Origin of the sequence: Azospirillum sp. TSO5 (assembly GCF_003116065.1) — a bacterium.
Lineage (GTDB): Bacteria > Pseudomonadota > Alphaproteobacteria > Azospirillales > Azospirillaceae > Azospirillum.
In genome coordinates this window covers 26151-46804 of sequence record NZ_LGQY01000043.1, presented here as the reverse complement: position 1 = coordinate 46804, position 20654 = coordinate 26151, and the positions used below count along the sequence as shown (strand labels likewise).

22 protein-coding genes and 1 tRNA gene are annotated in these 20654 nt (G+C 68.0%); 17 read left to right on the top strand and 6 right to left on the bottom strand.

The window, feature by feature from the left end:
* Nucleotides 1-48 precede the first annotated feature (48 nt).
* Both TSO5_RS13420 and ddpX read right to left on the bottom strand, forming a co-directional pair.
* Entirely contained in the window at nucleotides 49-1173 is a 1125-nt protein-coding gene (locus TSO5_RS13420) for a polysaccharide deacetylase family protein (protein WP_247870750.1), read from the bottom strand.
* Nucleotides 1174-1336: 163 nt separating this feature from the next.
* Nucleotides 1337-1885 (bottom strand): D-alanyl-D-alanine dipeptidase, encoded by a 549-nt coding sequence (ddpX, locus tag TSO5_RS13415; RefSeq protein WP_109152063.1) that lies wholly within the window; start codon nucleotides 1883-1885, stop codon nucleotides 1337-1339.
* Between the two features lie 199 nt (nucleotides 1886-2084).
* Between ddpX and tsaB the strand changes: the two genes are divergently transcribed.
* Nucleotides 2085-2831, top strand: a complete 747-nt coding sequence (tsaB, locus tag TSO5_RS13410; protein WP_109152062.1) for a tRNA (adenosine(37)-N6)-threonylcarbamoyltransferase complex dimerization subunit type 1 TsaB — start codon at nucleotides 2085-2087, stop codon at nucleotides 2829-2831.
* The gene (locus TSO5_RS13405; RefSeq protein WP_109152061.1) at nucleotides 2828-3298 is read left to right on the top strand and encodes a GNAT family N-acetyltransferase; all 471 of its coding nucleotides are present in this window, start codon (nucleotides 2828-2830) and stop codon (nucleotides 3296-3298) included. Before tsaB ends, TSO5_RS13405 begins: the two co-directional genes overlap by 4 nt.
* A gap of 3 nt (nucleotides 3299-3301) precedes the next feature.
* On the opposite strand, the gene TSO5_RS13400 is transcribed toward TSO5_RS13405, so the two are convergent.
* Nucleotides 3302-3556, bottom strand: coding sequence for a sulfurtransferase TusA family protein (locus tag TSO5_RS13400; RefSeq protein ID WP_085087002.1), 255 nt, complete (start codon nucleotides 3554-3556; stop codon nucleotides 3302-3304).
* A gap of 89 nt (nucleotides 3557-3645) precedes the next feature.
* Here TSO5_RS13400 and TSO5_RS13395 point away from each other — a divergent pair, with 89 nt between their 5' ends.
* The 9 genes from TSO5_RS13395 (at nucleotide 3646) to TSO5_RS13355 (ending at nucleotide 10874) form a co-directional block, all read left to right on the top strand.
* Complete coding sequence (locus TSO5_RS13395; RefSeq protein WP_085087004.1) at nucleotides 3646-4059, top strand: MucR family transcriptional regulator; 414 nt, start codon at nucleotides 3646-3648, stop codon at nucleotides 4057-4059.
* 318 nt (nucleotides 4060-4377) lie between these two features.
* On the top strand, nucleotides 4378-5283 hold the full coding sequence (locus TSO5_RS13390) for a GNAT family N-acyltransferase (protein ID WP_109152060.1): 906 nt from the start codon (nucleotides 4378-4380) through the stop codon (nucleotides 5281-5283).
* Nucleotides 5284-5290: 7 nt separating this feature from the next.
* The gene (locus tag TSO5_RS13385) at nucleotides 5291-6202 is read left to right on the top strand and encodes a lysophospholipid acyltransferase family protein (protein ID WP_109152059.1); all 912 of its coding nucleotides are present in this window, start codon (nucleotides 5291-5293) and stop codon (nucleotides 6200-6202) included.
* 47 nt (nucleotides 6203-6249) lie between these two features.
* Nucleotides 6250-6323, top strand: a tRNA-Gly gene (locus TSO5_RS13380).
* A gap of 199 nt (nucleotides 6324-6522) precedes the next feature.
* The gene (locus TSO5_RS13375; protein WP_109152058.1) at nucleotides 6523-6771 is read left to right on the top strand and encodes a hypothetical protein; all 249 of its coding nucleotides are present in this window, start codon (nucleotides 6523-6525) and stop codon (nucleotides 6769-6771) included.
* A gap of 705 nt (nucleotides 6772-7476) precedes the next feature.
* Entirely contained in the window at nucleotides 7477-8010 is a 534-nt protein-coding gene (locus tag TSO5_RS13370) for a YgjV family protein (protein WP_158282413.1), read from the top strand.
* Between the two features lie 119 nt (nucleotides 8011-8129).
* Nucleotides 8130-8573, top strand: a complete 444-nt coding sequence (locus tag TSO5_RS13365) for a PA2169 family four-helix-bundle protein (RefSeq protein WP_109074973.1) — start codon at nucleotides 8130-8132, stop codon at nucleotides 8571-8573.
* A 178-nt stretch (nucleotides 8574-8751) separates the two neighbouring features.
* Entirely contained in the window at nucleotides 8752-8991 is a 240-nt protein-coding gene (locus TSO5_RS13360; RefSeq protein ID WP_109152056.1) for a hypothetical protein, read from the top strand.
* Nucleotides 8992-9086: 95 nt separating this feature from the next.
* Nucleotides 9087-10874, top strand: coding sequence for a hypothetical protein (locus tag TSO5_RS13355; RefSeq protein ID WP_146203732.1), 1788 nt, complete (start codon nucleotides 9087-9089; stop codon nucleotides 10872-10874).
* A gap of 39 nt (nucleotides 10875-10913) precedes the next feature.
* Here TSO5_RS13355 and TSO5_RS13350 read toward each other — a convergent pair whose 3' ends face one another.
* The 3 genes from TSO5_RS13350 to TSO5_RS13340 form a co-directional block, all read right to left on the bottom strand.
* The gene (locus TSO5_RS13350) at nucleotides 10914-11714 is read right to left on the bottom strand and encodes a DUF1003 domain-containing protein (RefSeq protein WP_109152054.1); all 801 of its coding nucleotides are present in this window, start codon (nucleotides 11712-11714) and stop codon (nucleotides 10914-10916) included.
* 281 nt (nucleotides 11715-11995) lie between these two features.
* Complete coding sequence (locus tag TSO5_RS13345; RefSeq protein WP_109152053.1) at nucleotides 11996-13819, bottom strand: phosphoenolpyruvate carboxykinase (GTP); 1824 nt, start codon at nucleotides 13817-13819, stop codon at nucleotides 11996-11998.
* 486 nt (nucleotides 13820-14305) lie between these two features.
* Nucleotides 14306-15250: a pyridoxamine 5'-phosphate oxidase family protein gene (locus tag TSO5_RS13340; protein ID WP_109152052.1), complete on the bottom strand. Its 945-nt coding sequence runs from the start codon at nucleotides 15248-15250 to the stop codon at nucleotides 14306-14308.
* 237 nt (nucleotides 15251-15487) lie between these two features.
* On the opposite strand from TSO5_RS13340, the gene TSO5_RS13335 reads away from it, so the two are divergent.
* The 6 genes from TSO5_RS13335 to TSO5_RS13310 all read left to right on the top strand — a co-directional run bounded on the left by TSO5_RS13335 (nucleotide 15488) and on the right by TSO5_RS13310 (nucleotide 20646).
* Complete coding sequence (locus TSO5_RS13335) at nucleotides 15488-16183, top strand: response regulator transcription factor (RefSeq protein ID WP_109152051.1); 696 nt, start codon at nucleotides 15488-15490, stop codon at nucleotides 16181-16183.
* On the top strand, nucleotides 16155-17888 hold the full coding sequence (locus tag TSO5_RS13330) for a stimulus-sensing domain-containing protein (RefSeq protein ID WP_109152050.1): 1734 nt from the start codon (nucleotides 16155-16157) through the stop codon (nucleotides 17886-17888). The genes TSO5_RS13335 and TSO5_RS13330 overlap by 29 nt, the downstream gene beginning before the upstream one ends.
* Before the next feature lie 193 nt (nucleotides 17889-18081).
* A complete protein-coding gene (locus TSO5_RS13325) occupies nucleotides 18082-18498 on the top strand; it encodes a hypothetical protein (RefSeq protein ID WP_109152049.1) in 417 nt (138 codons plus the stop codon).
* Between the two features lie 101 nt (nucleotides 18499-18599).
* Nucleotides 18600-19133: an HPr kinase/phosphatase C-terminal domain-containing protein gene (locus TSO5_RS13320; RefSeq protein ID WP_348981059.1), complete on the top strand. Its 534-nt coding sequence runs from the start codon at nucleotides 18600-18602 to the stop codon at nucleotides 19131-19133.
* Nucleotides 19130-20125 (top strand): RNase adapter RapZ, encoded by a 996-nt coding sequence (rapZ, locus tag TSO5_RS13315; protein WP_247870749.1) that lies wholly within the window; start codon nucleotides 19130-19132, stop codon nucleotides 20123-20125. Before TSO5_RS13320 ends, rapZ begins: the two co-directional genes overlap by 4 nt.
* 122 nt (nucleotides 20126-20247) lie before the next feature.
* A complete protein-coding gene (locus TSO5_RS13310) occupies nucleotides 20248-20646 on the top strand; it encodes a PTS sugar transporter subunit IIA (protein ID WP_042690507.1) in 399 nt (132 codons plus the stop codon).
* The last annotated feature ends 8 nt before the right edge of the window (nucleotides 20647-20654 follow it).

Genomic DNA, 20654 nt, shown 5'->3' with positions numbered 1-20654 from the left:
GCCCGATCGAACCGGTCGGGATTGCCACCGCGATCTTCCGTCCCTGGATTATTCCGGGATCAGGAACTGAACGCCGAGCCAGCGCCAGCGGCCGTCGGCGGCCGGAAGGGTGCAGTTGACGCGGGCGCGGCCCGGCGGGAAGGGATCCTTGATGCGGACCTCCACCCGATCCTCGGCGATGCGCTCCAGCGCGGTGCGGCCCTGGCCGGCGGCGAAGCAGGCCAGCTTGGAGCTGTCACCCACCCCGTCGGCGATGGTGAAGCCCAGCGGCGGCGGGTTGACGGTGACCAGCGGGTCGTCGGGCGTCAGGTCCGACACCGGCAGCGGCAGCGCGTTGGCCGCCAGCTCGAAGCGGTCGGCGCTGCCGTAGGTCTCGTTCATGACGAAACGCGGCAGGCTCCAGGGATCGGCCTGCGGGTGCAGGACCCCCGACTGCTGGCCGAAGGCGGCCGCGAAGCCCTGGTCGACCACCAATTGCCGCACGGCCAGCGAATATTCCCCCTGCGGATAGGCGAAGACCGCCGGGCGCTTGCCCAATTCGGTCTGGAAGCGGTCGGACATCCGGCGCAGGTCGGCAGCCAGTTGATCCGGGCTGCGCGCCAGCATCGACTGGGTCGAGGTGCCAAGCGCCCCGATGGTGACCCCCGCCGCCGCCAGCTGGCGGATCTCGGTCCAGCTCATGTGGGAGGGGGAGCCGCGGTCCACCGCGTCGGTGGCGACGAACAGGGTGAAAGGCAGGCCCGCCGCCTTCAGCCGCGGCCAGGCCTCGGTGAAGGCGGAGCGGCTGGCCTCGTCAATGGTGATCGCCACCGTGCGGTCGGGCAGCGGCTTGCCGTTGCGCAGGGCATCCAGGATCTTCGGCAGCGGCAGGACGTGGTAATCGCCGTCGGTCAGCTCGTCGAGATGGGCTTCGAACTGGTCGATGCGGATGCTGATCGAGGGATTCTGGTCCTCGCCGAAACGGTCATAGGCGAAGACCACCGCGCTGGAGCCCTGCGGTGAAACGGATTCGGCGGCGGCGGGCCGGGACACCGGCACGAACGCGGTCCAGACGGACAGCGCGGCGGCGGCGAGTACCCTGACGGCACGACGGAACGGCATGGCGGCCTGCGGAAAAGGCTGATCGGGGCGACCTTCGCCCAGACGCAAAGGATGTGCCACAGTCTCCGCCATGCGAACAAGCTCCGTCCGCCGCTTTTCCACGGAGGGCAGCGATGCGGTGCGCGCGTGCAACAATGGAAGACCTCCGCCCCGGCACAAGCCGGGATGGAGAACCCGGCGCCCGGCGTCTCCGGCTATCCGTCTGCGGCCATCACTATTCTTGCACCGCTCGTCCTTACATCAGCCGGCCGCCGGCCGCCGCGTCGGTCAGCAGCGGGTAGCGCTCGGCATCGGCAAGCTGATAGTGCCACCATTCCGACGGGTAATGCTCCCACCCGGCGCCGACCATCACGCCCAGCAGCAGGGCGCGGTTGCGCTGCTGTTCGGCGGTCAGGTCGCTGCGGCCATGGTGCGACCGCTCGGTCATCGCATCGAAGCCGGTGCCCATGTCCAGGGCCGCGCCGGCACCATCCACCAGCGTAAGGTCGACCGCCACGCCGCGGGTGTGGTTGGAGCCCAGCCGCGGGTCGGCGATGTAGACGGGGTCGGGAAAGGCGTGCCACAGCTTCCATTGCGCCTCCGCCGGGCGGAAGGCATCGTAAATCCGCAGGCGGCAGCCGATGCCGCGCGCCAGCCGGATGGCCTCGCCGAGCCGGCGGGCCGCGTCGGGATGCAGCAGGCACACCGCCGAGCGGTAGATCGGCACGCCGGACAGGTTGTCGGCGGTGGCGTAGAGAAGCTCCAGGTCGATGTCGAAGGCCGGAGGCGCGATCTCGGTCAGCATGGAATGGACAACCGTGGGCGTATGAGGAAAACGATGGTCCTCTAGCATGGCCGCGACGCCATCTGCCATGGTCACGGGTCTGCCATGCCCGAGATGGACTTTTTCAATGGAACGGCCCCGGCATGGCAATCCGGGGAAGGCGTGCCTGCGTATTAGAAATCGGCCGTCCGCGCGACGCGGCGGCCAGGAAGGCGGAGCGATGAAGGTTCTGGGTCTGGATACGGCCACGTCCGGCTGTTCGGCGGCAGTGTGGGAGGGAACGGCCGGTCAGGCCGGCGGCGCGCGCGTGACCGTACGGCGCAGCCCGCCGATGTCGCGCGGTCAGGCCGAAGTGCTGGTGCCGCTGGCGCAGGAGGTGATGGCCGAGGCCGGCGTCGGCTTCGCCGACCTCGACCGCATCGCCGTCACCGTCGGGCCGGGCGCCTTCACCGGGCTGCGCATCGCCCTGGCCGCCGCGCGCGGCATCGCCGTCGCCCAGGATCTGCCGGTGGTCGGGATCACCAGTTTCGACGCCATCGCCCATGGCGTGCCGGCGGCCGAACGCGCCGGCCGTTCGCTGCTGGTCGCCGTCGACAGCCGGCGTGCCGAGCCCTTCCTGCAGTTGTACGACGCGGCGTTGACCCCGGTGGGCGAGCCGGCGATGCCCGACCCGTCGGCGATCGCCGGCTGGCTCGACGCACTGTGCCCGTCCGGTCCGCTGCTGCTGGCCGGCGACGCGGCGGCGGCGGTGCTCCCGCTGCTGGGCGGCCGGGCCGACGTCGTCCCGGCGTCCGGCGACGGGCTGCCGGACGCCGCCGTGGTTGCGGTGCTGGGGGCGGCCCGCCCGACCGGCCTGCCGGTCGAGCCCTTCTATCTCCGCCTGCCCGACGTCACCTTGCCGAAGGCTGCGGCCTCCAAGTCCGCGTCCAAACCCGCCTCCAAGCCGGAACCGGGAGCGGCGGCATGACCGCGTCCGCCGTTCGCCTCCACCCCGCCGGCCCGCTGGAGGCCGGGGTGGTCGCGGCCCTGCAGCAGGCCTGCTTCCCCGACGATCCGTGGGACGAGGCGTCGGTCGCCACCCTGACCACGCCGCCGGCCGGCTTCGCCGTCATCGCCCTCGATGCGCAGGACCAGCCGGTCGGCTTCGTTATGGCCCGTGTCGCGGTGGAGGATGCCGAGATCCTGGCGATCGGCGTGATGCCCCAGGCGCGTCGCGGCGGCATCGGCCGCCTGCTGGTCGAGGCTGCCGTCACCGGATCGCAGAACCTGGGTGCGACTGCGCTGTTTCTTGAAGTCGCCGAGGATAATCCGGCAGCATCGAGTCTATACAAGGCCAGCGGCTTTTTTTCCGTCGGGCGCCGCCCCGGATACTACAGGCGTGTCGACGGCCGGGTCGCGGCGCTTGTCCTGCGCCGCAATCTTGATGGGGCATAGGGGTTAATTTTTCCGCACGATCAGGCGGTGGACTCCGTCAGGATCATCCAATCGTTCGGGGTGCACAGACAGAATGCTGTGCCCCAACTCGACCAAGGATCGTGGAACGTTTTCCAAGGGTTCACCGGCATTCAGCCGGACTTCGAGTGTCTGCCCCGCGTCCATCCGTTCTACCATCAACTTGGTCTTGACGAAGGTTAACGGACAAACCTGCGAGGTGATGTCGAGAAACAAGTCTGCGGAGATTTTTTCGGTCACCGATTCCTCTTTGCTCCAAAGGATGGATATTGCACGACGCAGAAAACCTCTTTATATGGTGAGGTACGAATGCCGCGGAGCAAGCTTACATGAGCAACGGGTCCCCTTCCAACGCGCTGTTGTCTCTGACCACGGAGATCGTGGCGGCGCATGTCTCCAACAATACAGTCTCGCTGACCGATCTTCCGACTCTGATCGAACAGGTCTACAAGTCGCTGGCCAACGTCGGCACCGAACCGGTGGTGGCGGAGGAGCGGCCGCAGCCTGCCGTGCCGATCAAGAAGTCGGTGACGCCGGACTACATTGTGTGCCTGGAAGACGGCAAGAAGCTGAAGATGCTGAAGCGCCATCTCAAGACGGCGTACAATATGACGCCAGAAGAATACCGCGACCGCTGGGGCCTGCCGACCGACTACCCGATGGTCGCGCCGAACTATGCCCGTCAGCGCAGCTCGCTGGCCAAGCAGATCGGTCTCGGCACCCGCGCCCGCCGCGGCGCCTGAGGGCTGGGGCTTCCGCAGGGCGGACCGGCGTCATGACGGCGCCGCCGCCCGTGCCTGCCCTCCCCGCTTCTTCTTTCCGCATTGGCTGCCGGGACATCCAGAGCCCCAAGGGACCGCATCCCCGAAGCGGACGATTCCTGTAGGTCGCAGCAGGCTTCGGCTGACGGCACGCGACGATGTCGGTTGACCGGCAACCGGCGGATCGTGTTATGCCTTGTGGTGCGTGCGACGCTGTCCGTCCCGACCCTGGCCGCCGTGGCCTGACGGGGGCAAGCCGGCGCGGCGCACAGTCGAGAACCATCGCAGCGGACCGTCGACATGGCTGATGCAAGCTTGGACCAGCCGGGAATGACCCGGACTAGCCCGGAGCGGAGCGACGCGTCCGCACCCGAGGACGCCACCATCGAAAAAGCGACCGCCGGCGAAAAGCTGACCGACGGCATCCGCCTCGGCACGCTGGAAGTGCGGCTGGCCCGCTCCGCGGAGGAGATCGACTGGGCGCAGGCCTTGCGCTACCGCGTCTTCTACGAAGAGATGGCGGCGATCCCTTCCCCCGAGATGCAGGCCCGGGGGCGCGATTTCGACGATTACGACGGCGTCGCCGACCATCTGCTGGTCATCGACCATTCCCGCGGCAACGGTCCGGACATGGTGGTCGGCACCTACCGCCTGATCCGCCGTCCCGCCGCCGAGAAGGTCGGCCGCTTCTATTCCAGCGACGAATACGACATCGGCCGCCTCGCCAGCTATCCCGGCGAGGTGCTGGAGCTTGGCCGCTCCTGCGTCGACGCCGGCTATCGCACGCGCGGCAGCATGCAGCTGCTGTGGCAGGGCATCGCGGCCTACGTGTTCCAGCACGACATCGCCCTGATGTTCGGCTGCGCCAGCCTGCCCGGCACCGATCCGGATGCCATGGCGGAGCCGCTGTCCTACCTCTACCACCATCATCTGGCCCCGGCGGATCTGCGGGCGACGGCGCTGCCGGAACGCTTCGTGTCGCTGGACCGGATGGCGAAGGAGCACATCGACCCGCGGCGGGCGCTGAACATTCTGCCGCCGCTGATCAAGGGCTATCTGCGGCTCGGCGGCTTCATCGGCGACGGCGCGGTCATCGATCACCAGTTCAACACCACCGACGTCTGCATCGTGGTGAAGACCGATCTGATCACCGACAAGTATTTCAAGCATTACGAACGTCGCAGCCGCGACAGCCAAGCCGGCTGAGGCGACCATGACCCGCACCGCGCGCGCCCTGGGGTCGTCCGGCCGCGGCGCCCTGCGCCTGACGCTGTACCTGCTGTGGACGCTTCTGCTGATCCCGCTGCAGGCCCTGGCGGTGGCGCGCGGCTGGCGGCTGTGCCGCACCCTGCCGCCCTTCTATCACCGGGTCTGCGCCCGGCTGATGGGACTGGACGTGGTGGTGCGCGGCCAGCGTGTCGCCGACGGGCCGGTGCTGTTCGTGTCCAACCACTCCTCCTACCTGGACATCACGGTCCTGGGCTCGCAGATCCCCGGCTCCTTCGTCGCCAAGTCGGAGGTCGGGAGCTGGCCCTTCTTCGGTCTGCTGGCCCGGCTTCAGCGCACGGTGTTCGTCGAGCGCAAGGCGCGCAATTCGGTCGACAAGCAGCGTGACGACATCGGCAGCCGTCTGGACGCCGGCGACAGCCTGATCCTGTTCCCGGAGGGCACCTCCAGCGATGGCAACCGCACGCTGCCCTTCAAGACCGCCCTGTTCGCCGTCGCCGCCCGCCGCATCGACGGCCGTCCGCTGACCGTCCAGCCCGTCAGCATCGCCGCCACCCGGCTGGACGGCATCCCGATGGGCTTCGCGTTCCGTCCCTTCTATGCGTGGTATGGCGACATGGATTTGGCGCCGCATCTGTGGCAGGCCTTCCGCCTGGGCGGCATGACGGTGGAGGTGGAATTCCACCCGCCGGTGACCATCGACGGCTTCAGCAGCCGCAAGTCGCTGGCCGAGCATTGCCAGCGTGTGATCGCCGACGGCGTCGCCCGCGCCATCTCCGGCCGCCCGGACGGGCCGTCCCCGGCGAAGCATGCCGCCGTCCCGGCCGCCGCCGAAGCCGCCACGAGTACCGCCACGCCTGCGCAACCGGTCGCCGATCCCGCTCCCGGGAGTGCTTGATTCCGCTCTTGTATCCGCCGCGGCAGTCGCCTATAAACAGCGGGCGCGCGGGTGTAGCTCAATGGTAGAGCAGAAGCTTCCCAAGCTTACGACGAGGGTTCGATTCCCTTCACCCGCTCCAAACGCCGTGCCTCCTGCATGGCAACCGGCCTTGAGCCGCTCCCTTTCAAAATCCGATTTTTATGACGAGCGGTTCGCACCGATGGGTGCGGATGGGCGCTCTCCTTTGCGTTGGCGGTTCGCCGATGGCGCGGTTGCCGGGATCGCCTGTCATCCCTGAAGCTGGGCGCCATTGTCCCTCAGCCGAAAGGAGAACGCCGATGCCGCCGATCGAAAGAGCCCGCCGGCTGAGCCGGTCCCTGCAGGCCCGTTTCCGCATCGACCTGTTCTCCGCCCTCGTGGAGCGTGAATTTGAACGGCGGTTGGCCGACGCCATCCTGGAGGCTGAACGCGACGCCTACCGCCGTGGGCGCGAAGAGGCGCAGGTCGGGGCGAATGGCGGCGTGGTCAGTCCATCTCCGCGGCCGGAAGCGGCGGCTCGGCCGGGCGGCCCGCCCATGACCATGTAAGACCGGCCCGCTCGGCACAAGCATAGTGCCAGGGGTTCTGATGGCCATGTCCGGCCCAATGCGGGTCGCCGGCGCGGATCGGTCGGCCGCAGCCACAGCACAGATGCCCGCTGCGGCCGGTACGGCCACCATGGCCGCGCGCTTCGCCGGTCTTGCCCGATTTCGGCTTCGGTTCCCAGCCAAGCGAGGCAGGATGGCGGCCGTACAGCGCCATGATGTTTCCCCCAGTTCGTCCGGATTGCGCCAATTACCGGATGATCCCCCGATCCCGGTCCGGCAGCGTCGATAATGACACAGTCGATAACGATTCTGCCGTGACGGTGCGAGAATGCCGCCGTACGCCTTCAAAGCCAACGGCAAGGATGGTCGGGATCCTCTCCGAAATCGTCGGGCCGCCTCCTGACAAACCCTTCACAACCCTTTCAACGGAGGCGCAACGAGGCAGAGGACACACAATAATCACCAGAGTTATCCGCACACTCCACATGATTGCGTTTTCCGATTGTCCGGGACATCCCGGCATCCATCTTTTGGTCCGTTTCCGGTCACATCGATGTTCATATCTGGTTAACCGTCCGGGACTAGCGTCCGCCGCCTTCGCTGCACTGCGGCATGTTTTTCATGCGAAGGCGCTTCATGACGGTATTTCTGCTCGATTATCTTCCAACCCTCTCGGCCCTTCCCGCAACGATCTCGCCGGTTGTCATGACCGGCATTGCCGGGTTGTCGGCCGCCACCCTGTCAACGCTTCTCGGCGGCCGGCGGGCGATTCTGACGGCGCAGGCGGCGGCCTCCTCGCTGTTCCTGCTCCATTTCCTGCTGCTTGGCGCCTGGACAGCCATGCTGATGTGCGGACTGGGTCTGATCCAGATGGCGGTGCGCGTCCAACGGCAGCCATCCCGGACGCTCGGCCTGCTTTATGGGCTGACGGTGCCGGCGGCGCTCGCCGTGGCGGTGCTGAGCTGGCAGGGGCCGATGTCGGCGCTTTCGGCCACCGGCTTCCTGCTGGCGACGCTTGGCCGCTGGCAGACCGCGGTCGGACGGATGCGGGTGTTCTTCGTCATGGCGACGGTGGTCGGGGCTGGGCACAACCTGCTGGCAGGATCGGTCTTCGGCCTGGTGTCGGACGCGATGGGGCTCTGCGGCCATTGCGTCGGCCTGTGGCGGGCCGGGATGTTCCGCAGCCTGATCCGCCGCCCGCCGCCCGCCCCGCGCGCCCTTTCCGAAGCGTCGGCGTAAGGAGGCGGCGCACGGTTTCGCGTCCGTCGCACTGGTATTGCCCCCGGTGGCAGGTTGGAACATTCGGGCCCGCCGCCGGGTTGTGGCAGCGTAGGGGACGCATGGGAGGGCCTGCCGCCATGGAAAAAGACGAGATCGTCGATACGCTCAATGACCTTATCCGCATCGTCGAGGATAGCCACGAAGGCTACCGGCAGGCCGCGGAATCCGCCGAGGACGAGGATCTGAAGGCCCTGTTCAACGATCTCGCCGCCCAGCGCGGTGCCATCGTGCGCGAGACTCAGCGGCTGGTCGCCGAACAGGGCGGTGCGCCGGACATGGGCGGCACCATGCTGGGCGGTGCACACCGCTTCTTCCTGGAACTGAAATCCGCCGTGCTCGGCCATGACCGCGTCACCATCATCCAGGAGGTCGAGCGCGGTGAAAGCGAATGCCTGCGCCGTTACGAAGAAGCGATGGCGAAAGAGCTTCCCCTGCCCATCACCGCGGTGATCGCCCAGCATCTCGACCGCATCCGCGTCGACCGTGACCGCATGGCCGCCCTGCGCGGGGTGGTGGCATGATAGTGCGTCGCAGCATTGCGGGTGTGGGAAAGCGGGCGTAGGCTTTTACCGGTGGCTGCAACGCATTGATACGGCTGTAGGGTCGTATCGCAGCCCCCGCCGATTACCGGCTCCGATCATCCGGCCCCGCTCATCGAACCCCGGTGGCCGGATGTCCACTCCATCTGGACATGGATTGATGAACAGCGACAAATCGAAAAATGCAGACCCGGTCGGCAACGATCTGGTGACGAAGGGCGCTTTCGCCCTGTACCGTGCAGAGAACGCCCACCGCGTGTCCGAGTTCAAGAAGTCCAAGAACGCCGAGGCGGCCATCGCCGCCGATTTCGACGCCTACCGCACCCGCTATCTGCGGAAGTTCAAGGACATCTCCGAAAGCCTGTCCGAACAGGGCCTGACCGTCACCCGCGCAGTCTGACCCGTCCCGTAGAACCGGGACCTGTGGGGCCGGGGCAGCACTGAAACGGATGGGAAAGCCGCGGGGCCGCCGCTATACTGCGCGGCATGGCCCGTATGCTGTTCCTCCGCGACATCGACGCCGACGTGCAACTGCGCTGCCGCACCTGCGGACATGGCGGCGTGCTGCCCCGTGCCATGCTGGAACGGCGCTTCGGCCCCAATTACCCGGTTCTGTCGATCGCGCCGCATTACCGCTGCTCGCGCTGCGACTCCCGCGACATCGAAAGCCGGCCGATCCTGGCCGAACCCCTGGCCGCCGGCCTCCCCGCCGCCAGCAATGACGAGCCGTCCTTCGATGCGCCGCTGGCGGCGCTGAACGGGCTGCTCGCCTCGCTGCGCGGTGGTGACGGCGGCCGGGACAGGACGGCCGATGCGGAGGAGCCGCCCGCTCCCCCTCCTCCTCCACCACCGGCGCCTGTTCGCGGCAAGCCGGTGTTGGAACGTCCGCTGTCCGACCTCGTGGCCGACGGTCCGGCGGAGGATGGCGCCGCTCCGCTGTGGGAACCCGTTTCGCTCGCCGACATGGCGGCGCGCCTCGGCCGCCCGTCGCCGCCCGACGAGTGGGATGACGATTGGGAGGATGAGCCGGCGACGGGCGATGCCAGAACTGCCGCCAACGACGAGCGGCCGGAGCCCGCCCGCGACGAGGTCGCCGACGCCGGTTCCCCGGACGGTGCCGACTCCGAAGTTGGCGACCCCGAAGAAGATGATGGTGACGAGACGCTGATGGCGATGCGCCGGCTGCTGGCGCAGGCCTATGGCTCCGACGACGATGAGGACGACCCGGCGCCTGCTCCCCAGGCCGCCCGCGCTGCAAGCTTTGCCGAGCACCCGTCCGCTGATGGTCCCGCCGGCGACGGGCCGGACCTGCATGGCGGCGACCAGGACGAGGGCGACCAGGGTGAGGACGACCTCGGCGGGGACGAGCCGCCGGTCTTCTCGCACAAGGTCCTGGTGCGCAGGGATTTCGAGGACGACGGCGCGGACGCGGGGGCCGATCCCTGGCACCTGGAGTCCCGGGACGCCGGCCAGGAGGATGATCCCGAAGACGGCGGTCCGGATGGCGAGGAACCGTCGGAGGAGGAGATCCTGTCCTTCGCCATCCGCGACCCGGAGAAACCCGCCCCACCTCCCGCTTCCCGTCCGGCGAAGCCCGCGCCGCCGCCTGCCGAACCGCTCGACTTCGATCAGCATCGCGCCGAACGCCGGGCCCAGCGCCCGCCCCCGCCGCCGGAGGATGAGGAAGGCTTCGATCGGACTCTCGCCGCCCTGCGCTCCATGATCGAGGACGCGGCGAACGAGCCGGCGGAGGAAGAGGAGGACGCTGCGCCGCTGCCGGCCAAGGGACCGCGCAACGCCGGCCGGATGGTCGAAAAGCCCGCCCGTCGTGAGGAGCCGGATGATCCGGCACCTGACCTGGGCGAGGATGACTGGTCGGTGCCCGCTGGCTGGGATGATCCCGATCCGGCGCCGGAGGCTGCTGCCCCGGAACAGGAAAAGGATCCGGACCCGGCACCCGCCGGCCGCCGCTCCGCCCAGGAGCGCGAGATCAAGGAGGCGATGAAGGCCCTGCGTGGGCTGATCGAGGACGAGATACAGCCGGATTCGCCCCCCGCTTCCCAGCCGAAACCCCGCGCCGCCAAACCGCGTCCGCCGGCCCGCAGCGGATCGGCCGCGCCGGAGGCGGGGTCGCCGCCCAACGCCAAGCCGCAGGATGTTCAGCCGGAGACGGCAAATCCCGCCAATCCGGAAGCCAAGCCCGCCGGCGAACCGACGCCGCTCAGCAAGACCATCGCCGCGCTGCGCGGCATGCTGGAACTGGACGGCCGCCGCAAGCGCTGATGCGCCGCCCGGCGATGCTCTTGCCGGGCGGCATCCGGTTCACTTGCGCAGCCGCTTTTCCTGCATGATCTCCAGCTGCAGCTGCTGGATTTCGGTCAGCCGCTGCCATTGGCGCTGGATCAGATAGTCCATCTTTTCGTGCAGGTGCCGGATTTCCAGCTCGGCCTTCAGGTTGACGCGATAATCGTTTTCGGAGCGCAGCCGGTCCTTCGCCTCCTGCCGCTTCTGGCTCATCATGATGACGGGCGCCTGGATGGCGGCCAGACAGGACAGCAGCAGATTCAGCAGGATGAAGGGGTAGGGATCGAAGGCCCGCGTTTCGCCTTCGAGGATGTTGATGAGCATCCACACGCACAGGACAACGGCGAAGGAGATCAGGAAGGCCCAGCTGCCGCCGAAGCTGGCGAGACCGTCCGACAGCCGTTCGCCCAGCGTGCGGTGGTCGTCGTACTCCTCCTCCGGGTTCTCGGCCAGCGTCTCGTGCCGGGCGAGGCTCTCGGCGACCTCGCGGTCCAGTTCGCTGAGTTCGCCATGCTCCTCCTTCAGCAGTTCCGCGACATAGAGCGAGCGGTAGCGTGCCAGCTCCTGCCGGCTGATCTGCGCGTCCGGTTCCAGATGCGGGTGGTCGTGGCGGATGCGGTCGGCGAGGCTGGGGCGCAGCGCGTCCAGCGCGATCAGGTCGCGCTTCGGCCGGCGCTTGCCGCTGATGGCGCAGGGCTGGCGCTTGGACGACAGCAGGCTGCCGGCGTCCTCATGCTCGGCCGATTGGAAGGTCGGTTCCGCAGAGTCGTCACCATCCTGCGGTGGGCCATCCTGCGGTGGAATCTGATGATCGGACATGACTCGCCCTCCCTGGCATGCGCGAACCGGCGTGGGCGACTTTATGCCCGATCTTTTTGACACGCCGGTTAAATCACCGACAGGCAAATGCGGCAGGTAAGGATGGCATCGCCTTGCAAAGGCTGAACCTCGGCGATCCCGCCCCCGGGACCCCACCGCCTGCGGGGCGGTTTCGGATGAATTCCCGTTCATCTTCACCGCCGCAACGGAAAAGGGGCCGCCTTGCGGCAGCCCCTATCCTTACCTGCTGACAGGCCTTACGTACTGACGGCTTCGGCCGGTCAGCCGATGCGCCAGACGTCCGGGCTGTTCTCCAGCCGCTTCAGGAGGGCGAGGCGCTGCTGCTCGATCTCCTCCGGCAGGCGGTCGCCGAAGCGGTTGAACAGCTCCTCCTGGTCCCGCGCCTCGGCCTCGGCCTCCTTGCGGTCGATGTCCATGATCTTGGCGAACTTGTCGGCCGGGAAGTTCAGGCCCGACCAGTTCAGATCCTGGTAGCGCGGGGAATAGCCGAAGGGCGATTCCGCCACGTCGGTGGCACGGCCGCGGACGCGGTCGACGATCCACTTCAGCACGCGCATGTTGTCGCCGAAGCCCGGCCAGACGAACTTGCCGTTCTCGTCCTTGCGGAACCAGTTGACGCGGTAGATGCGCGGCAGGCTTTCGATCTTGCCTTCCATCGACAGCCAGTGGTTCCAGTAGTCGGCCATGTTGTAGCCGCAGAAGGGCAGCATGGCGAACGGATCGCGGCGGATGGCGGCCTGGCCGACGGCGGCGGCGGTGGCCTCCGAGCCCATGGTCGCGGCCCAATAGACGCCTTCGCGCCAGTTGTAGGCCTCGAACACCAGCGGGAAGGTCTTCGACAGACGGCCGCCGAAGATGAAGGCGCTGATCGGAACGCCGGCCGGATCCTCCCAGGCCGGGTCGATCGACGGGCACTGCGCCGCCGGGGCGGTGAAGCGGCTGTTCGGGTGGGCGGCGACCCGGCCGCAGCCCGGCGTCCAGTCCTTGCCCTGCCAGTCGATCAGGTGCGCCGGCGCCTCGTCGGTCAGGCCTTCCCACCACACGTCGCCGTCGTCGGTCAGCGCGACGTTGGTGAAGATGACGTTGTGGTCCAGCGTCTTCAGCGCGTTCGGGTTCGACTTCACGCTGGTGCCGGGGGCGACGCCGAAGAAGCCGGCCTCCGGATTGATGGCGCGCAGCGTGCCGTCCGGCTGCGGCTTGATCCAGGCGATGTCGTCACCGATGGTGCGGACCTTCCAGCCCTCGAACTCCTTCGGCGGGACCAGCATGGCGAAGTTGGTCTTGCCGCAGGCCGACGGGAAGGCGGCGCCGACATAGGTCTTCTCGCCGGTCGGGCTTTCCACGCCCAGGATCAGCATGTGCTCGGCCAGCCAGCCCTGCTCGCGGCCCATGGAGGACGCGATGCGCAGCGCGAAGCACTTCTTGCCGAGCAGAGCGTTGCCGCCGTAGCCGGAGCCGTAGGAGACGATGCGGTGCTCCTCCGGGAAGTGGACGATGTACTTGTTGTCGGCGTTGCAGGGCCAGGCCACGTCCTGCTGGCCGGCCTCCAGCGGGGCGCCGATGGAATGCAGGCAGGGGACGAAGTCGCCGTCGCCCAGGATGTCCAGCACCTTCTGGCCCATGCGGGTCATCAGGCGCATGTTGACCGCGACATAGGGGCTGTCGGAGATCTGCACGCCGATGTGCGCGATGTCGGAGCCCAGCGGCCCCATGCTGAACGGCACCACATACATGGTGCGGCCGCGCATGCAGCCTTCGAACAGGCCGTCCAGCTTGGCCTTCATCTCCACCGGGTCCATCCAGTTGTTGGTCGGACCGGCTTCCTCGCGGGTGCGCGAGCAGATGTAGGTGCTGTCCTCGACACGGGCGACGTCACCCGGATCGGAGCGGCAGAGGAAGGAGTTCTGGCGCTTGGCCTCGTTCAGGCGGATGAAGGTGCCCGCTTCGACCATCTCGTTGCAGAGACGGTCATATTCCTCCTGCGAACCGTCGCACCAGTGAACGCGCTCCGGCTTGCATTTCAGCGCGATCTCCTCGACCCAGGCCAGGAGCTTCTTGTTCCGCGTCCGCGTGTTACCAGTCATATCGTCCCTCTCGAAGGCTGGGCCGGTACTGCCGCGTCGGGCATGCCCCTCGCCGGGGGTCCCGCGGCCGGTCCGGCCGTTCTTTCGTCCGTTGTCGTGTCGTCAGATGGAAGGCGGCCGCCGCATCAGCGGGGCGCCGGTCCGAAGAGGCGGCCGGGTTGGAAACCCGCCGCGATGCGCTGCACCGGCGGGGTGCGGCGACGATACGGTGCAAAAGGCGGTCCTGAGGCGACAGGTCTGGGGGCCAATGGCCCGGACGGGAAACGGGTCGATCCGTTATGGTCCACTGAAGTGTTCTCCTGGTTGCGCGTGCCCGCGCGCCGCGTTCTTGTTTTTGGTGCGGCGCCCGGTGGTGTCGAAGCGACCTCTCGGCTGGTCGTTCAGGCTGACGGTTGGCTTCTCTTCTCTCGTTGTTATTGTTCTTGCTGACCGTTCTTCTTGTTCTTCTTTTTATCTTCTTGTTGTTCTTTCCGGCACCGGGGTCCGTCAGGCACCCTCGTCGCCGGCTGTTTCGGTTCCAGCCTTTTCGGTCCCGGATGTCGATCCTCCGGGTTGTCCGGACCCGTCCTGCGGCCGGATCAGCGTGTCCAGCATCAGTTTAGCCGATTCGGGGTCGTGGATTCTCTGCTCAAAATCGACGCGGGCGACGTACCCCCCGCGTCGCAGGTCGCATCCCTCCGGGTCCACGCCGGTCAGGCTCCAGCTTTCCCCATCGCCGGCACCCTCACCATCGGGGGCGGGGCCGAGCAGGGGGCCGTACCCGGCGCCGTTCAGGCGGTCGAGCAGCGCCGCCTCGCCCGCCGCCAGGGCGGGGGCTGTGGCGGGCAGGTCCAGCTCCGCGGCGGACAGCCAGTGGATGCGGCCGAAGCCGGCGACCAGATGGGCGCGCTCCACCGTCACGCGGTAGATCGCGAAATCGGCGAAGCCGGCATAGAAGGCGGCATCGGGATGGCGGCGCAGATAGCGCTCGCGGTGAATCGGATCGTCCGACCGCTCCGCCCGGCCCAGAACCGACAGGCGGGCGCCGGTCAGCGGCTGCGCCAGTCCGGCGGTGCCGTCGAACAGCAACCCGACCCGGCCGTCGGCCAGCAGGTTGCGCGTATGATCGGCCAGCGTGGAGAGCAGAAGCAGCGGACTGCCGTCATGATCGAACGCCACCAGCACCAGCGAGGGATAGGGCCAGCCGGCGGCTTCCGCTGCCGCACCGTCATCGGCCGGACGCTGGGCGGTCGCCAGCGCGGCGCGGTCGCAGGCGCGCATCAGGCGCCGGGCGCGCAAGGCCGGAGCCATGGTTGCCGGAGCCGGGATGGCCGGATCCTGTATGGCGGAATCCGGGCCGCTCCGGCCGGTGCCCGGCGGCATCGCGCCCTCCTTGCCGTCCGGCGTGGCGCCGGCCGGAGAGGACGCGGGAAGGGCGTTCGAAAAACTCATTCCAAAACGAGTGCGTTCTCCCGCGCGGCACCGTTGTTCGGCGCCGCATTGCCGCCATATTGGACCATACAAATGCTGCGGGAAAAGGGAAAACTGCCTCTGGTACCTGGACTCTGGCATAAAGTATTGGAATGACCACTCCTCCTATGCCTGATGTTTCCGCTAACATTTCTGAGAACCGGCACTTCGACCACCCCGACCTGACCTGACCCGTTTCAATTAGGATCTGTTACGACCATGGCCCACACCGTCGCCCTGGTGGATGACGACCGCAACATCCTGGCTTCGATCTCCATCGCCCTGGAGGCCGAAGGTTTCGACGTGCGCACCTACACCGACGGCGCCGAGGCGCTGCGCGGATTGAGCCAGCGCCCGCCCGACCTCGCTGTGCTCGACATCAAGATGCCGCGCATGGACGGCATGGAGTTGCTGCAACGCCTGCGTCAGACCAGCCAGATGCCCGTCATTTTCCTGACCAGCAAGGACGACGAGCTGGACGAGCTGATGGGCCTGCGCATGGGGGCCGACGACTACATCAAGAAGCCCTTTTCGCAGCGCCTGCTGATCGAGCGCATCCGGGCGCTGCTGCGGCGAGAGGCGCTGCGCGGCGAGACCGTGGAGGCCGATCCCGGCCAGCTCATCACCCGCGGCCCGCTGCTGCTGGACGGCGCCCGCCATGCCTGCAGCTGGAAGGGCCAGCCGATCGACCTGACCGTGACCGAATTCCTTCTGGTGCGCGCGCTGGCCCAGCGGCCGGGCCATGTGAAGAACCGCGACCAGCTGATGGACGCGGCCTATGGCGAGCACGTCTATGTCGACGACCGCACCATCGACAGCCACATCAAGCGGCTGCGCAAGAAGTTCAAGGCGGTCGACCCCGACTTCTCCCAGATCGAAACGCTCTATGGCGTCGGCTACCGGTACAAGGAATAGCGCGGTGTCCACGCTGGGCCGGGGCAGGACCAGACGGCGCGTGTCGCCGCTGACCCTGCGCATCCTTGCGGTGAACGTGCTGGCGCTGGTCCTGCTGATGGCCGGCCTGCTCTATCTCGGCCGCTATCAGGACCGGCTGATCCAGGCGGAGACCGAGGCGCTGGAGACGGAGGCGCGCATCTTCGCCTCGGCGCTCGGCGAAGGGGCGGTGAACCGCATCCTGACCGCCCCCTCCCCCACCGGCGACGAGGGGGGCGAGCGGTTCGAACTGGCGCCCGAACTGGCCCGGCCGATGATCCGCCGTCTGGCGGAGGCGACGGCGACGCGCACCCGCCTGTACGACATCGACGGGCGCATGCTGTCCGACAGCCGGGTGCTGGTGGGGTCGCAGGGCCGCATCGAAATCCGCGAGCTGCCCTCCCCGCCGGCCGGCGACCCGCTGTCGCGCGCGATCAACGACCTCTACACCCGCCTGATCGACGTGGTGCCGAGCCGCGAGGGGCTGCCGGTCTACCGCGAGCAGCCGGGTGAGCCCAACCCCGACGTGGAGCGCGCGCTGGGCGGCGAGGCGGCGGCCACCGTTTGGCGCGTCGACGGCGCCGGCGGCGATCCCGAACTGCTGCTGACCGTGGCGGTACCGGTCCAGCGCTACCGCGAGGTGCTGGGCGCGGTGCTGCTGACCCGCGGCGGCGGCGAGATCGACCGCGCCATCCGCTCCGTCCGCTTCGACATCCTGCGGGTATTCGCGGTGGCGCTGCTGGTGACGGTGGGGCTGTCCTTCTATCTGGCCGGCACCATCGCCCGGCCGATCCGCCGGCTGGCCCAGGCCGCGGACAGGCTGCGCACGAGCCACGGACGCCATGCCGAGATTCCCGACCTGACCCGCCGCGGCGACGAGATCGGCGAGCTGTCCGGCGTGCTGCGCGAGATGACCGACGCGCTGTGGACGCGGATGGACGCCATCGAACGCTTCGCCGCCGACGTCGCCCACGAGATCAAGAATCCGCTGACCTCGCTGCGCAGCGCGGTGGAGACCGCCGGCCGCGTCAGCGATCCGCGCCATCGCGACCGGCTGATGGCGATCATCGCCGACGACGTGCAGCGGCTGGACCGCCTGATCAGCGACATCTCCAACGCCTCCCGCCTGGATGCCGAGCTGTCGCGGGCCGAACCGGAACCGGTGGACATCGGCCTGCTGCTGACCATGCTGGCCGAACTGCGCCAGACGGTTGCCGAAACAGTCGCAGAAACCGCAGATCAGCCTGTATCGGCCGGCGGGACGGGAGAGGCCGCCGCCGCGCCGCCGCGCGTCGTCGTGGACGTCCCGGCGGGCGAGCGGCTGGTGGTGCCGGGACTGGAGGGACGGTTGACCCAACTGTTCCAGAACCTGATCGACAACGCCCTGTCCTTCTCGCCGCCCGGCGGTTTGGTGCGGCTGACCGCCCGGCGCAGCGGCCGCAGCGTCACGGTGGTTGTGTCGGACCAGGGGCCGGGCATCCCGGAGGGGAAGGAGGAGGCGATCTTCGATCGCTTCTATACCGAGAGGCCGGCGGGCGAAAAGTTCGGCACCCACTCCGGTCTCGGACTATCGATCGTGAAACAAATAGTCGGTGCGCACAACGGTTCAGTATTTGCGCAAAATAGGAAGATATCGGATGGGAGCATCGATGGTGCCGACTTCGTCGTGACCCTGCCTCTGCTGTGAGAAGCTCTGCGGAATTTCATACATCCTTTGCACTCTCGGCTAGACAAGTCGCCAGTAAGCACCGATCATGGCTTGGGTCGTTCTCTCCTGTGGGCTGCCGAGGCGATCGGGCCATATCGGTTCGGTTGTTTGCTTCCGCCTCCTGCGCCTGGAAGAGGGTAGCCACAGCCCGGAACAAGGATGTGGGGTTGCCATGCCTGAGTCCGCTCCACCCGATTCCCCCGTGCAGTTTCCGCGCAGCCCCGGCCGCCGCTCCGTCGGCATCGACGCCGCTTCGGCGGAGGTCGTCGATCTGCGCCGTTACCGTCTGGCCCGCCTGATCCGCGATGCCGGCCGGCAGCAGGGCGAGCTGGCGAAGCTGATGCGGGACTCCGCGCAGGAGCGGACGCAGTTGGCGGAGGCGCTGCAGGGTGCGCAACGCCACCTCGCCAGCATCGCTGACAACTACAAGGTCCTGCTGGTGCGGCTGAAGCGGGAAAAGGACTTCCGCGATGCCTGCCAGGAGGCGGCCGAGCTGGACGATCTGGACGAGATGATCCGGCGCCGCGACGCGCTGGCCATGGAGCTGGAGGCGATCCGCCGCACCCCCCGCAACGCCGCCGGCGCCTGAGGAACCCCACCGCCCGATCCATCACGCCGCCTAAGCGATCAGACCGAAAGAACGGTCGGAAGCGGATGGGGGAGCCCGGACAGGTTTCCCCGCCTGACATCATGAGCCACCGTTCCGTTTCCATTGACAGAATCGGCGCCACGTCTCACCTTCGCCAGACTATGGTGACGATTCACGGCACCTGCGTCTTGCTCTCCGGAATCGGCGTGCTGCTGCGTGGAGAGTCCGGACGGGGAAAATCGGATTTGGCCTTGCGACTGATCGATGGTGGCGCCCTGCTGGTCGCGGATGACCGGGTGGTGCTGCAGAGCGAGCCCGGCCGCCTGACCGCCTCTTCCCCGCCCACGCTGGCCGGGCTGCTGGAGGTGCGGGGCGTCGGCATCCTGCCCGTTCCCTCGACCGCGTCCGCGCCCGTCGGCCTCGTCGTCGATCTGGTTTCCCGTCCGGAGGTGGAGCGCCTGCCGGAGGCGGAGACAGAGACGCTGCTGGGTGTCGCCCTGCCCCGCCTCGGGCTCTGCGCCTTCGACGCCTCGACCCCCGCCAAGCTCCGCCTTGCCGCCGCCAGCCTGTGCGGCGGCCGGCTGGACCGGGTGCCCGCCAGCCTGTCCGCCCAGCCGAGCCCGGTCACATCATGACATCTCCCGACGTGCCGTCTTCCGAAGGGCTTGGCGATTTCGCCACCACCATTGTGTCCCGCGGGCGCGTCGTGCTGGTCACCGGCCTGTCCGGCGCCGGCATGTCGGTGGCGCTGAAGGCGCTGGAGGATCTGGGCTACGAGGCGGTGGACAATCTGCGCCTGTCGCTGGTCCCCGCCCTGATCCGGCAGGCCGACCCGAAACGCCGGCCGCTGGCCCTGGTGATCGACAGCCGCACCCGCGACTTTTCCGCGCAGAACTTCCTGGACGAGCTGGAGGAGTTGCGGGGCGACGACGACCTCGACGTCAGTCTGGTCTTCCTGGATTGCGGCGACGAGGTGCTGCAGCGCCGCTTCACCGAAACGCGGCGCCGCCATCCGCTGGCGGAGGACCGCACGGTGCCCGACGGCATCCAGCGCGAACGCGCCCTGCTGTTCCCGCTGAAGGAGGAGGCCGACGTCACCATCGACACCACGCAACTGTCCATTCACGATTTGCGGCGCATCCTGTCCGGACATTTCCGGCGTGACGCCCAGGCAGCCCTGCAGGTGTTCGTGACCTCCTTCTCGTTCCGCCAGGGACTTCCGCGCGAAGCCGATCTGGTCTTCGACGTGCGGTTCCTGACCAACCCGCATTACGATCCGGAGCTTCGGCCGCTGACCGGCCTGCATCCGGCCGTCGCCGCGCGGGTGGAGGGCGACGCCGACTACCCGGCCTTCTTCCGGAACCTGACCGAGCTGCTGCGTCCGCTGCTGCCGCGCTACAACCAGGAAGGCAAGAGCTACCTGACCATCGCCATCGGCTGCACCGGCGGCAAGCATCGCTCCGTCTTCGTCGCCGAACGGCTGGCGGCATGGCTGAAGGAGCAGGGGCTGCGGGTCAATCTGAGCCATCGCGAGTTGGAACGGTTGGGGCTGCGGATCGCCGGCGCCGGCCCGGGCAATCAGCAGTCCGGCCATCAGGCCCCTCACCAAGCCCCCCACCAGGGATGATGCAAATTGCGCCTTGACGACCATACGTCCAACCAACGATCCAGATGCGATGCGGGCAGGCCCCTTGCGGCACCGGCCCTTGCGCAGGTCTCCGGGGAGGACCCAACCTTGAAGGATGTCCCATGATCGGTATGGTTCTTGTCACCCACGGGCGGCTGGCCGAGGAGTTCATCGCCGCGCTGTTCCACGTCGTGGGCGAACAGCAGCAGGTGCGCGCGGTGTGCATCGGGCCGGACGACGACATGGAACAGCGCCGCCAGGACATCCTGAATTCGGTGGCGGAGGTCGATGACGGATCGGGTGTCGTGGTGCTGACCGACATGTTCGGCGGCACGCCCTCCAACCTCGCCATCTCCATCATGGACAAGGCGAAGGTGGAGGTGATCGCCGGCGTCAACCTGCCGATGCTGATCAAGCTCGCCAGCGTGCGCAAGACCGAGCCGCTCGACAAATCGGTGATCGCCGCCCGCGACGCCGGGCAGAAATACATCAACGTCGCCTCCACCCTCCTGTCGGACTGAACCGCCCG